The sequence below is a fragment of the Cylindrospermopsis curvispora GIHE-G1 genome (assembly GCF_014489415.1).
GTDB lineage: Bacteria > Cyanobacteriota > Cyanobacteriia > Cyanobacteriales > Nostocaceae > Raphidiopsis > Raphidiopsis curvispora_A.
Window position 1 is genome coordinate 3,095,286 of the sequence record NZ_CP060822.1, and the last position, 13,826, is coordinate 3,109,111.

The following is a 13,826-nucleotide window of genomic DNA, read 5'->3' on the forward strand; positions in this document are numbered from 1 at the left end:
TCCTGGTAGTTTCTATAGCGCCTCGGGTGGGGAAATTTGAGGACCGAAACAACTTCCTATTTTACCATGCTGTATGGGACTTTGATGATTAACATTTGTGGCTTTTTCACCTGGCCCACATGATGATGACAAGGTGGGAGCAATTAATTGAGAATTTTTGTGATTATTTACATGATCGTGGATCATGGATAACCCACCTACAGCACCAGCTACAAGAGCTGTGTATCCCAAATATAAATGGGCGGAACTAAGTTCTATGTTCAATGATTGGGAAGGTTTTTTATTTATATACCAAGATGGTAAAATGGATTTACACTCATTACTGATGGGGAAACAACTAGCCAAATTGGCTCCATTTAATCCTAAAGCATTACCCATAATTCTGATAAAGCCACGAATAAACACATCCTCCGGCAATTTTTCAATCTCCCCATTTTCTAGTGCTGCCATCTGATTTGATGATATGTAAGTATACATAGTTAGTTTGTCTAGGGTTAACCCTTGAGATTCCCTAGCTTTTTTCAGTTGTGCACCTATTTGACGTAAGGCTTCTAATCTCTCTTCCTCCGCTTTTTTTGCAACTAGTTGACTTTTAGAAAGTTTTTGATTTTGCCATGGCCACTTTTTGAATGTTTTTTGTGGAACCGGTTTGTTTTCAGGTTTTACAGTATCTGATTTTTGCTGAGCTTTTGGTTTTGGACTGGGATCATTTTTAGTCTTATCTATACTAGTATCTGTGCTAGTAGCAGATTGTTTGGTGACAAATCGCTCAAAAGTTAGGGCGATCGCTTCTCTACTAACGGCTTGTATTAACTTATTGAAATTGGTGAGCTGTTCATTGGATATATCAAATAGCTTTTGAGCCTTATCTATGACTAGATGGTAAGCGTGGCTATGATACAGTTGGGATTCTACCTCTTTGAGCAGCGATCGCAATTCTTCCTTACTGATTGGCTCAGTGGGATGCCCAGGGATATTAGCGGAGTACGGAGATGCGGTAGTCATGATTTGACTCTCTTAAATTTTTCAACAGTAATTTTATCTATTGTGTCCATTCTGAGATTTATTGTCACATCAGGATTTTTATCCATCAATCTATCATTGGCACAATCAGATGTAATTATTCGGACATCATGGCAGTTTTTAAATGCCAGTTATTTGACTGCTCATAGGCGTAGGCTACCTGAAAAAGTTGATCCTCCCTTAGCACCTTCCCAATTAATTGCATTCCAATTGGTAAACCCTTGCTATCAAAACCACAGGGCACGCTAATTGCAGGCAATCCAGCTAGATTAACAGGAATAGTCATTAGGTCATTGAGATACATACTTAAAGGGTCTGTTATTTTTTCCCCAGCTTTAAATGCTGTGGTTGGTGCTGTGGGGGTTAGTAGAACATCAACTTTAGTAAATGCCTGTTCAAAATCTTCCTTTATCAAAGTACGAACCTTTTGGGCTTTTAAGTAATAAGCATCATAATAGCCTGCACTTAAAGCATAAGTACCAATCATAATTCGTCGTTTAACTTCTGGTCCAAATCCTATGGCACGGGTGCGGTTATACATGGATAACAAATTATCCGGATCCTGGGCGCGAATCCCATATTTCACACCATCATAACGAGCAAGGTTGGCTGATGCTTCTGACGGAGCAATGATGTAGTAACTGGGAACCCCATAGCGGAAACGAGGACAGGAGATTTCCTGGATTTCTACCCCTAAATCTCTTAATTGGGCGATCGCCTGGTTGACTGCTGAGGAAACCTCCTCATCTAGACCCTCACCAAAGGTTTCCCTAATTACCCCCACTTTGAGTTTTTTCCTTTTTAAATCCGACGTTAAATTGGCAGTGTAATCGGGAATTTCCACTTTTAAACTGGTGGAGTCATGAGGATCATAACCGGCGATCGCATTTAACAAAATTGCTGCATCTTCCACGGTTCTACCAAAAGGACCTATTTGATCCAAAGAAGAAGCATAAGCAACCAATCCGTAGCGAGAAACCAGTCCATAAGTAGGTTTCATCCCTACCACACCGCAAAAAGAAGCTGGTTGACGGATTGATCCTCCCGTGTCCGAACCCAGGGATACCACACATTCTGCTGCTGCTACTGCTGCTGCTGAACCTCCGGAGGAACCACCGGGAACTGTGGATATATCCCAAGGGTTAGCAGTGGTTTGATAGGCGGAATTTTCCGTAGAACTCCCCATGGCAAACTCATCCAAATTAGTCTTTCCTACTGTCACTGCTCCCATCTGATTTAACTTTTGAGTTACCGTTGACTCATAAGGGGGGATAAACCCTTCCAGAATTTTTGACCCGCAGGTGGTAACAATCCCCTTGGTACATAGGTTATCTTTCACACCAATAGGTATGCCAGCCAAAATACTGATTTCTTCCCCTGCAGCGATCTTCCCATCCACATTACCAGCTTGTGCTAAAGCATGTTCCCCAGTAATATTCAAAAAACTGTGTAGCTTTGGTTCTAAAAGGTGAATTCTTTCTAAGTAGTATTGGACAATTTCAATAGCGGAACGTTCTTTATTGACTAGCTGTTGGTGTAATTGGCGAATGGATGGCATAGGTTAAGATAAATAAAGTAATCAATAATTTTTTTGGTTTTGTTAAGCTGACCAGTCTGGAGACCCATTGTAACTCCCCGACTGTAACATATATTTTTTCCAAATTTGAGTAACTCTTCAAAAATTTCCCACAAACCTGGTGCGACCCGGGATCACCTTTAAATATATTAAATATAAATTAAAAAGAATAAACTCGCTTTAGCTATTATATGTTGACTATTTGAAAAGGCATTAGTTAAGCATTGTGAGTATTTGTGGAAAAAGTTGAGCGAGTAGTTGAAAAAATGCGGTCATATGTGAGAAGATAATTATTTGTGTTAAATTCCTCCCGGCTTTACTGTTTGTAAAATTATGGCTAAGAGCAAAGGTGCGCGCATAATAGTGACACTAGAATGCACCGAGTGTCGAACAAATCTAGACAAACGTTCCCCAGGCGTTTCTCGCTATACTAGCACTAAGAATCGTCGGAACACGACCAATCGGTTAGAGCTGAAAAAGTTCTGCCCCCATTGTAATAAGCATACTGTTCACAAGGAAATTAAGTAAATGAGCTATTATCGTCGTCGTCTGTCACCTATAAAACCAGGAGAACCCATAGATTATAAAGATGTGGATTTACTGCGTAAATTCATTACGGAACGTGGTAAGATTCTACCAAGAAGGATTACTGGGTTGACATCGCAGCAACAACGGCAATTGACCTTGGCGATTAAAAGAGCCCGCATTATAGCCCTGTTGCCATTTATCAATGCCGAAGGGTGAGTAGCTGCTGGGTGATTCTACCAAAAATACCGCTGGACCAAAAGACACAAGCCCCGTCCTTCCAGGACGGTCCTTCCTGGGAAACAGGCTTGTCATTTTGAGTAAACCAATGTATAGTATATAAATGGTCGGCATGAGGCATGGGCACGACCTTAAACAGATGGGAAGCAATAGACTACTTAGGTGGCAAGTTTCTAACTGGAAGTTCAAGGTCAAGCCTCTGGTCAGATATTTATAAGCCGTTAGGGCGTAATATGGTCAAGTTATACAAATCTAGTTAGCTTTATCCATAAACAAACAAGCGGTAATTGTTGGGAATTAAAACCCAATAACAAACAGGTGACTCTATTCCGTCAACATTGCGGAGTAGCTACACATGCTTGCAACTAAGGTTTTAGAGGCGGAAGTTTTTGGCTCAAGATACGAAAATGTGTCGTTGACAAATAAAGTATCAGGGTCAGTCAAATTTACCAAGTCTAAAAGAGCCAAATTGAGTGTTAAAATATAGAATTTAAAATTACTAGAAAGTAAGAAGGTTGTGGAGAAGGGGACGCTGGTTGAATTTAGGGTTCAAGGCGATCGCCGACTGGGAGTGGTAGATCGTCCAGACGGTAAGACTCGTTGGTTCGTGGTGGATGAACGGGGTCAATCCCACAGCCTAGCACCCCGACAAATAACCTATATCGTTAATGGAGAGGGTTATAAACCAACCCAGATTGGTAAGTTTTTGGATCAGGTTGCACCTTACTTAGATCCATCAAGTTTAGAGGTGGCGTGGGAATTGTTGGTAGCTGAGGGAGCAAGTGTCACCCCCAGTCAAATGGCAAATCTACTGTTTTCTGAGTCCTCACCATACCAGTGTTACGCCGCCCATTGCTTACTATCGGATGACAAACTATTTTTCAAGCAAAAGGGGGAAGTTTATGAACCGCGTAGTGCCTCCCAGGTAGCAGAAAGAAAACACCAGATAGAAGTAGAAACCCAAAAAGCCCAAGGACAACAGGAATTTTTACTCCGAGTAGAGCGGGCACTCGAGGGTGACACAGTAGAATGGCAAAAGTCTGACCGTCAGCGTTTAGATGCCCTGGAAAAATATGCTACTCTAGTAGCTGACATTATACGTATGGGGGTAAATTCGGAATCTTTGGTGCGTAACTATCCACCTCCAGGTCCCGTGTTAGAAACTATGAATATGCTGGGACGTTCTGCAACTCCCCCAGCAGCTTTGCAATTACTGATCGACTTAGGGTGGTGGAGTCCCCATGAAAACCTATTCCTGCGTCGTTCCTCAATTCCCGTTCAGTTCCCTAACAAAATATTAGAAGTGGCGCAAGAAATTTTGGATTCCCCACCAGCGGATTTAGATGTTAACCGTTTAGACCTCAAGCATCTAAAAGTATATACTATTGATGATGAAAGCACTACAGAAATAGATGATGGTTTAAGCTGTGAAGTGCTGGAGGATGGGAGACAACGGGTCTGGATACATATTGCCGACCCCACCCGGTGGTTAATACCAGAAGACGAGTTAGATCTAGAAGCTAGGAGACGCGGTAGTACGGTTTACCTACCCACAGGAATGATCCCCATGTTTCCAGAAGTATTGGCCACAGGTCCCATGAGTCTGGTACAGGGAAGGCTTTGTTGTTCCCTGAGCTTCAGCGTAATTTTAGATGATAGTGGCGGGGTTGCAGAGTATAGTATTCATCCCTGTTTAATTAAACCTACCTATCGCCTGACCTACGAAGATGTGGACGAAATGCTAGATTTAGCAGTGCAAGCAGAACCAGAAATCCAGGCGATCGCCGGTTTAGCACAGAAAAGGAAAATCTGGAGAAACAACCAGGGCGCAATCAGTATTACCATGCCAGAAGCGATGATCAAAGTCAAAAATGATGAGATCAGTATAGATATATTGGATGAGTCTCCATCTCGACAATTAGTGGCGGAAATGATGATTTTAGCGGGAGAAGTAGCAGCACGTTATGCTCAAAGCCATAATATTCCCCTACCCTTTCGTGGTCAACCCCAACCCGAACTACCACCGGAAGACGAATTACTGCAACTCCCTCCAGGGTTTGTGAGATTTTGTGCTCTACGTCGATGTATGCCAAAAAGCGAGATGAGCACCACTCCCCTCCGTCATGCAGGTTTAGGATTAGACACTTATACTCAGGCTACTTCCCCTATTCGTCGTTACAGCGACCTACTCACCCACTTTCAACTCAAAGCCCATTTACGGGGTGAGGAACCACCTTTTTCTGCTGAACAAATCAGAGAAGTGATGATGACCGTGAGCAATACCACCCAAGAATTAACCATGGTAGAACGGCAAACCAACAGATACTACGCCTTAGAATACCTACGTCGCCATCTGGAACAAGTATGGGAGGTGATAGTTTTGATGTGGTTAAGGGAAGATAGTAATCTGGCATTGATTTTGTTAGAGGATCTAGGTCTACAACTACCAATGGTATTTAAGCGCTCTGTAAAATTGGGTGAAAGGGTATTAGTCAAGGTAGCTCTTGCGGATCCGCAAAAGGATATTATCCAGTTTCAAGAAATAGTGTATCAAGATGTTGTAAATTAAGTCTTGTCCATACCATTACGTATGATCCAAGTACAGGAGATGCAAATTTGATTGATTCACCATAGAAAATCTGACGATGGATATTTTGGGTTGGTAGGTTGTAAGATAGCACTAAGTTTTTGTCACACAACCGTACAATCACTGATATGACCTATTGTCTGAGAATAAGTGACCTACCAGAAAATGAGCGTCCGAGGGAAAGACTAATTACCCATGGGGCGAAGGTTTTAGCTACTGCGGAACTGATTGCTATTCTACTAGGAACTGGACAAGGTCCTGGTAAACTATCCGCCGTGGGGTTGGGTCAACACATACTGCAAGAACTAGGAAGAGATCAAGGGGATCCATTAGCTGCTTTGCGGGATGCTACCCCTGCTCAGTTGACCGAAATTCACGGTGTGGGATCTGCAAAGGCCACATCGATTTTAGCTGCGGTGGAACTAGGAAAAAGAGTTTTTCTATCTCGTCCTGCGGAGGGAGCGATTATTGACAGTCCCATAGCAGCTGCAGCTACCCTAAGTCAGGATTTAATGTGGCAAAGTCAAGAGAAATTTGCAGTTTTACTATTAGACGTGAAAAATCGGTTTTTAGGAACGAAAATAATTACCATTGGTACTGCAACTGAAACCTTAGCTTCTCCCCGGGACATTTTTCGAGAGGTGATTCGACATGGTGCAACACGTATGATAATTGCCCATAATCATCCTTCGGGTAATCTAGATCCTAGCCAAGCAGACATAGACTTGACCAGACAGTTGTTATCAGGCGCACAGCTATTAAATATTCCCATATTAGACCATCTGATATTGGGTAATGGCAATCATCAAAGTTTGCGAGAGATTACTAGTCTTTGGGATGATTTCCCCCAGGAGAATTAGTGAGTTAGAACTTGTGGTGTGGTTACCATAGGATATGATTATGTCATCCCTGGCGTGGATTTATCTTCCAGCTAGGCGAAATCAATTTATGTACTTATTGTAATGGAAGTAATTCAGCTCAACCAAGTTTCCCTGTGGAGAAGAACACAAGAAGAGTTTTCCTACGATTTAAAAAGAACCCTACTTTCCATTGTGGAAGGTAAATATCGTAAACCCGTGAAAAAATTAGTTTTAGATAATATAAATTTAGTCGTAAAACAAGGGGAGAAAATTGGAATTATTGGTGCTAATGGTTCTGGCAAATCCACACTTTTAAAAATCATTTGTGGCATTTTGCGACCTACCCAGGGTAAGGTACGTATCAATGGCAAAATAGCACCTTTAATCGAACTAGGTGCAGGTTTTGATCCTGATATTTCCGTTATGGATAATATTGTACTTTACGGAGTATTATTAGGATTTTCTAGATCGGAAATGAAAGCAAGAGCATATTCAATTTTAGAATTTGCTGAATTGCAAGATTATGCTTTAGTTCCCGTTAAAGGATTATCCTCTGGGATGGTAGCAAGGTTGGGTTTTGCTATTGCTACGGATGTGCAACCAGACATTTTAATTTTGGATGAGGTTTTATCTGTGGGAGATGAAAGATTTAAGCATAAATGTCAACAGCGGATTGAAAGATTTTGGAATGCGGATGCAACAGTTTTAGTGGTCTCCCATGATTTAGAGTTTGTTAAACATTCTTGTCAAAGAATAGTTTGGTTAGACCATGGACAAGTAAAATATGTCGGTGATGCACAGCATGCTGTTCAGTCTTATTTAACTGGTACAGCTATTCCTGGATAAGTCAGTTGAGATGGGGGAGAAAGATTTTTATTCAGCTACCAACCTCCTCTTTCCGACCACCATGATGAAAGGTAGGGTTATCAACAATTACCCGGAACGTAGTAATAGATTTTCGTAGGTTGAGTTTAATACGAAACCCAACAAACTAACAAGATATAAGTGCGTTATTAAATTTGTTTATCTACATTCATGTATGTACATGTAGGGATAAATAATAAGGAAAAATTATATTTATGGGGGGATGAGATAAGTTTTTTTGTGGTCGAGGGGATAAAAATGTGGTACTATGAAGGTTAAATATAATGGAGTGTGAGCATCCGCAAAAAAAATGCACAGATTTCCATTATCAGGGTATCACGTCCAAGAGTCAATAGTCAACCCCCACCATTGGAAAAAAATGGTGCGCAGCAGATCTCATCACCAAAAGCGCTTTGTGACTGTGATTTACAAATCACAATAAATATTGAGCAATCCGACCACCACGATGAAAGGTAGCGTTATCAACAATTACCCGGGACGTAGCAATAGATTTTCGTAGGTACAAATAATTGTGCCTCCCTACTTAATTGGGGGAATTAATGGAAAACTAGAGTCAAAAATAGTTAAAGATTACGATTAATACATAATATTGGCTTTTTAATTAAGTGTTTATTCGGTTTGCATCTTGATTATTGATTTGCCATAACAGTACAAACAGGATATTCACAAGGATGTGTTTATCCTTTAGATAAAGAACAAAAAATTTATGGTTAATCAACTGGAATTGCCCTCTCTCCATCAGATTCCTCGCCAGAAAATAGAGAACCATCATCTGCAAAATATTATTTTTCCCACAACTACCATTTGTACAGTTGAAGAATTATTTTTTAGGAATAATGATCAGGTAATCTTTAACTATGAGCATCAAATCCTGGAGTTAAAACCGGGTAATCTTGTTAGTTTAGACACATATTTCAATGGTTTTTATGTGGACAATTGGCGAGAATATACTAGTTTAGTAGATATAAATGTCAGTTTAAAGTTTCAAGGGACTGGCAAGGTGAGTCTTTATAACATTGACAGATTAGGTGAGACTAAAACCCTCTTGGCACAAAAAATAATCAAGAGTAACACAACCAAGCAATTGGAGGAAATCCTAGTTTTTAAAAATCTGGATATATCATCCTATACGGGAATGATATATTTAGAAATCCTAGCTCTAGAAATGTGTCAGATTAGTCACGGTCACTTTTCAACTTCCGAGCAACCCAACCAACAGGTAAAAATAGCATTGGTAATTTGTACTTACAAAAGAGAAAAGTATATTCAAAAAAATATTCAATTATTAGGATCACATCTCTCAGAAAATCCCCAATATAGAAATCAATTAGAAGTATGGATCATTGATAATGGTAGAACATTAAGTATAGAAAATATTAAAGATATCAATAATAACTTAAAAATTCACCTTATACCCAATAAAAATGCAGGAGGGAGTGGAGGTTTTGCCAGAGGAATGCTGGAAGTAATTGAAAATTCAAATCAGTTCTCTCATATTCTGCTGATGGATGATGACATTCTCTTTCACCCAGAAATTTTTAACAGGGTATGGGTTTTCTTGAGTTTATGCCATGGAAAATATCAAAAAGAAATTTGTCTTGGCAGTAGTATGTTAAGACTAGATAAGAAATATATACAGCATGAAAAGGGAGCATACTGGAACAGAAATCAAGGTTTTGTACCAGTCAAGCAGAATATGGATTTAAGGAAATTAAAAGATACCTTGTTCAATGAAGTAGATGAGTATATTGATTACAGTGGTTGGTGGTTTTTTTGCTTTCCGGTTCACATAATCAAAGAGCATGGACTACCATATCCATTTTTTATCAAAGTAGACGATGTAGAATTTTGTCGAAGAATCGGCAAAAAAATCATCATTTTAAATGGTATAAGTGTATGGCATGAACCATTTGAAAATAAAAAAAATCCATCTATTGAATATTACTATTTCCGAAATAGTATGATTTACCATAGCCTATATTTTGAACCAGAATTTAGTAGAATAAAAGCAATCAAATGGTTTTTAAAGCCCTTGTTAAGGGAACTATTTTGCTATAGATATGAAACAGCAGAAAGTATTATCAAAGCCACCGTAGATTTCCTCAAAGGTCCCCATGCTTTAGTTGCTAACCATCCGGAGGAAAAGCATAGACAAGTCTGTCAATCCGGGGAAAAAACTAGTAGAAATCCAGACCTATGCTTTGTGTATAAAAAATATTGGGAAAGTGTAGAAAAGACTGAAAGTAAATTACATAGGTTTTGGAGACTTTTAACTCTCAATGGTCATCTTTTACCCGATTGGTTATTTTTTGAGGATGACACATTGAGCGATAAGGGATATAGTATTGTGCCATCTAATAATGGTAGACCCTTAAATACCTTTAGGGTGAAAAAAGTTTTATATTACAACTTAACAACACAGGAAGGATTCATAGTTAAATTTTGCCGGAGGGAATTTTTTAGAATTTTTATATCGGCTTTGTGGTTGGCATTATTAATGATGATTCAACTAGAAAGAACTAAACGGCAATATATAGACTCATTTGCTAAATTTACCAGTCCTGATTTCTGGGAAACTTATCTAGAAATAGCACCACAGTGTCCTAAATATGGAGAATAAATTATGTACGATAGAATGTTTGATTTTCTGATTGTTGGAGCTGGTTTTGCTGGTTGCACTCTAGCAAATTGTATATCTACACAGCTTGATCGTAAAGTTTTGGTAATTGATACTCGTCATCATATTGGTGGTAATGCCTTTGATTGTTATGATAATGCGGGGGTATTAATTCATAAATATGGAGCGCATATTTTTCATACTAATAGTAAAAAAATCATTGATTACCTTTCGCAATTTACTCAATGGCGAGTTTATCAACATCAAGTTTTAGCCAGAGTTGATGGTGATTTATATCCAATTCCTATTAACTTAAATACAATCAACAAAATGTATGGTTTAAATCTTAATAATGAAGAAGTTGCAGATTTTTATGAACAAATTAAGCAAAAATATGACAGAATTGAAAATTCAGAACAAGCTGTAATCAGTAAGGTCGGAAATGATTTATATGAGAAGTTTTTTAAAAACTATACTTATAAACAATGGAATTTATGGCCTCACCAACTAGATGCTTCTGTGTGCGCTCGTATTCCCGTGAGAACAAATAAAGATAACCGTTATTTTGGCGATAAATATCAGTTAATGCCACTACATGGTTATACAAAAATGTTTGAAAATATGTTGGCACATCCCAATATTAAGATTATGCTCAATACAAGCTTTCAAGATGTGGAAAAGTGGTTAAAATTTGACCATTTAATTTATACAGGACCAATTGATCAGTTTTTCGATTACAAATTTGGTCAACTTCCCTATCGTTCCTTACGCTTTGAATTTGAAACTCACGATGTTGAATATTTTCAACCTGTTGCTGTTGTCAATTATCCCAATGATTATGACTTTACGAGAATAGTAGAATCTAAACATATCACGGGACAAAAACACCCGAAAACCACCATTTATTATGAATATCCCCAATCGGAGGGAGACCCGTATTATCCCATACCTCGTCCAGAAAATCGTGATTTATTTGAACAATATAAAACTGCTGCAGATAAACTGGCATCAGTAACTTTTGTTGGTAGGTTAGCACAGTACCAATATTACAACATGGATCAGGTAGTTGCTGCTGCTCTCACAGTTTTTGAAAACCGCATTAGTCAACTTTCTTATTATCCTCTTATTACAGGTAAAAGCTCTGATGGAAACTCGAATTAACGCTCAAATACAAAGCCAGAATTTATGGGATGGTGCCACTCTCATAGATATCATGCGTAAACAAGCAATTGAATATGATTTTAATAAGGGTAGAATGGTTATTAATTCTATTTTATTAGCTGATAAAACAGAAGTAAACAACCGAGGTTTTTTGTTAGATAAAATCAGAGATTATGGTTGTGCATACCAAGGATGGAATCTTTACGCTCCTTATCAACAATATCTTAATGCTTCTGATTATGGACCATTACAAATTCCTACAGAATTAGCTGACTTTTTAATTTTCTCTATTCAAAAACAACCCCAATCATTTTTAGAAGTGGGAGTGATGTATGGAGGATTCTCTGTTTTATGCTGCGCTGTGTTGTCTAAATTCAACAAAGATTTTCATTATATCTGTGTTGATATAGAGGATAACTTTAGAGATTGGCAATATTTTTCATCTATTTTACCCCTAGAAAAAGCTATTCCTGCTACATCTGCTGACTTTATTGGCAAGAAATTTGATCTGGTTTATATCGATGGAGACCATTCCTATCATGGCATGAAAAGAGATTTTATGAATGTGGGACGTCATGCTAAATTCTGTGCTTTTCATGATATTAATGCTACGGAATATGATCACCTAGATGGTGGTACAAGACGATGTTGGAATGATCTTAAATTATCCTATTGTCACTCAGCTTCTATTTGGGAAATTAGTCATATTGCTGAAGAATGGATGGGTATTGGAATTATAGATTTTAATACATGATCAAGAGCAAATTTGTAATTTATTCCGTTATTTAAGTAGGGGACACAATTATTTGTAGGATCCCCATGAGGGCGTTGGGTTTCGTTCCTCAACCCAACCTACGTTCATGTTTAATTCCACTCACCCACTTATCCTATTTATCTTTACATAGTTTGGTCTTTTAACGCCAACTTACCTTAGTCTATGATTTATGAAAATCACTAAAGTCGCTGCTATTATTGTCACATGGAACAAACGTAAGGATGTTTGTGCGGTAATTGAAGACATAGAAAATCTAGATTTACAGAACATATCTTTAGATATTTTTGTGGTTGATAATGCTTCACAGGATGGAACCCAGAATTATCTTGAACTCCATTATCCACACATCAAAGTTTTACAAACCGGAAAAAACCTTGGTGGTTCTGGTGGTTTTTCCCAAGGGATGAATTTTGTCAGTAATCTTGATTATCAATACGTTTGGTTACTTGATAATGATGTACGGTTAGATCCTTATGCTTTAGTCCCTTTAGTGGAAACTTTAAACACATATGCAGAAGTGGGGTTGGTAGGATCTCAAATTAGGAAGTTAGATAATCCAGATATTGTTCAAGAAATAGGGAGTTATATTCACGAACCCAAAGCCCACTTGCAAACCTATTTAGGTAATTCACCGGTTCAATCTCCAGCAGAAATTTTAAACAGTAAGAATTATCTCACCGTAGATATTTGTGCTGCTGCTTCATTATTATTGAGAAGGGAAATAATTCACCAAATAGGCGTTTTTGAAAATTATTTTTTACACTTTGATGACGTAGAATGGTGTTTAAGAGCTAAACAATTTGGTTGGGTGGTTGCTGCTCATCCCGCATCAATTATTTGGCACCGTTCACCAGATTTTAAACAGCGTCTTTGGATTAGTTATTATGACGAACGCAATCTCCTCTATTGTTGGCACAAACATAGACCAGATCTCTTATTAAGACGTTTGAGAATATTATTTCCTAAGTTGGTTTATTATTCCCTGACTGGACGCCATTTTTGGGCATTAATTCATTTGCAAGCTATGACAGACTTCCTCAACCTAATTCAAGGTGAAATACCCAATTTGTTATCAGGTTGTACTTTAGGAGAAATTTTACCTCATAATGGACAGGTATTAATACAAGCTTCTATCTATCAACATATTTGCGACTTTCTGGATGTTAACCAAGAGCAAAAATTTACCCTCTGGTATCCACCTAACAAGCATAAGAGTTTATGGGCTTGGGTTTATTTGTCATTTATATCTTGTTTTTCTAAACCCGTAGACTTAGCAATTGTCAGCTACTGGAACCCAAATTTTTATTATCTTTTTTTGTCTAAACAACTTTATTTCTTTACCGGTAACGGTTATGTGAAATCCCAGATTTGTTTCACTCAAATTATATTGGATAGTCTGGGAGTAGTGTATGGGTTTTTAAAAATATACCTACGGATGACTCACTTGGTTAAAAAATCTGACAAATCTTTTAATAAGCTGGTTATCTCAAATCTACTTCACCCCTTTTGGGTAAATAAGGTAAAAAAATTGTTGTTGATAATTTCAACTATTTATAGTTAATCTGTCATGAGTGATA

11 protein-coding genes are annotated in these 13,826 nt (G+C 38.2%); 9 read left to right on the top strand and 2 right to left on the bottom strand.

Translation table 11 applies throughout. The features are described 5' to 3' along the window. Window positions 1-12: 12 nt before the first annotated feature. On the bottom strand, window positions 13-1,005 hold the full coding sequence (locus IAR63_RS13855) for a helix-turn-helix domain-containing protein (RefSeq protein ID WP_187705666.1): 993 nt from the start codon (window positions 1,003-1,005) through the stop codon (window positions 13-15). A 115-nt stretch (window positions 1,006-1,120) separates the two neighbouring features. Continuing rightward, a complete protein-coding gene (gene gatA, locus IAR63_RS13860; RefSeq protein ID WP_187705667.1) occupies window positions 1,121-2,581 on the bottom strand; it encodes an Asp-tRNA(Asn)/Glu-tRNA(Gln) amidotransferase subunit GatA in 1,461 nt (486 codons plus the stop codon). A gap of 351 nt (window positions 2,582-2,932) precedes the next feature. Between gatA and rpmG the strand changes: the two genes are divergently transcribed. From rpmG to IAR63_RS13905, 9 genes are all read left to right on the top strand, one after another. Next, window positions 2,933-3,127 carry a 50S ribosomal protein L33 gene (gene rpmG / locus IAR63_RS13865; protein WP_187705668.1) on the top strand — a complete coding sequence of 65 codons (195 nt, stop codon included), beginning with the start codon at window positions 2,933-2,935 and terminating at the stop codon, window positions 3,125-3,127. Beyond that, window positions 3,128-3,343 carry a 30S ribosomal protein S18 gene (rpsR, locus tag IAR63_RS13870; RefSeq protein ID WP_187705669.1) on the top strand — a complete coding sequence of 72 codons (216 nt, stop codon included), beginning with the start codon at window positions 3,128-3,130 and terminating at the stop codon, window positions 3,341-3,343. A 538-nt stretch (window positions 3,344-3,881) separates the two neighbouring features. After that, window positions 3,882-5,933 carry a ribonuclease catalytic domain-containing protein gene (locus tag IAR63_RS13875; RefSeq protein WP_187705670.1) on the top strand — a complete coding sequence of 684 codons (2,052 nt, stop codon included), beginning with the start codon at window positions 3,882-3,884 and terminating at the stop codon, window positions 5,931-5,933. 146 nt (window positions 5,934-6,079) lie between these two features. Beyond that, window positions 6,080-6,811: a RadC family protein gene (radC, locus tag IAR63_RS13880; protein WP_096545218.1), complete on the top strand. Its 732-nt coding sequence runs from the start codon at window positions 6,080-6,082 to the stop codon at window positions 6,809-6,811. Window positions 6,812-6,913: 102 nt separating this feature from the next. Then, window positions 6,914-7,657, top strand: coding sequence for an ABC transporter ATP-binding protein (locus tag IAR63_RS13885; protein WP_187705671.1), 744 nt, complete (start codon window positions 6,914-6,916; stop codon window positions 7,655-7,657). A gap of 745 nt (window positions 7,658-8,402) precedes the next feature. Next, on the top strand, window positions 8,403-10,316 hold the full coding sequence (locus tag IAR63_RS13890; protein ID WP_187705672.1) for a glycosyltransferase: 1,914 nt from the start codon (window positions 8,403-8,405) through the stop codon (window positions 10,314-10,316). Between the two features lie 3 nt (window positions 10,317-10,319). Next, window positions 10,320-11,474 (top strand): UDP-galactopyranose mutase, encoded by a 1,155-nt coding sequence (gene glf, locus IAR63_RS13895; RefSeq protein ID WP_187705673.1) that lies wholly within the window; start codon window positions 10,320-10,322, stop codon window positions 11,472-11,474. Beyond that, window positions 11,458-12,228 carry a class I SAM-dependent methyltransferase gene (locus IAR63_RS13900; protein WP_187705674.1) on the top strand — a complete coding sequence of 257 codons (771 nt, stop codon included), beginning with the start codon at window positions 11,458-11,460 and terminating at the stop codon, window positions 12,226-12,228. The genes glf and IAR63_RS13900 overlap by 17 nt, the downstream gene beginning before the upstream one ends. A gap of 190 nt (window positions 12,229-12,418) precedes the next feature. Next, complete coding sequence (locus IAR63_RS13905) at window positions 12,419-13,810, top strand: glycosyltransferase family 2 protein (protein WP_187705675.1); 1,392 nt, start codon at window positions 12,419-12,421, stop codon at window positions 13,808-13,810. Window positions 13,811-13,826 lie beyond the last annotated feature (16 nt).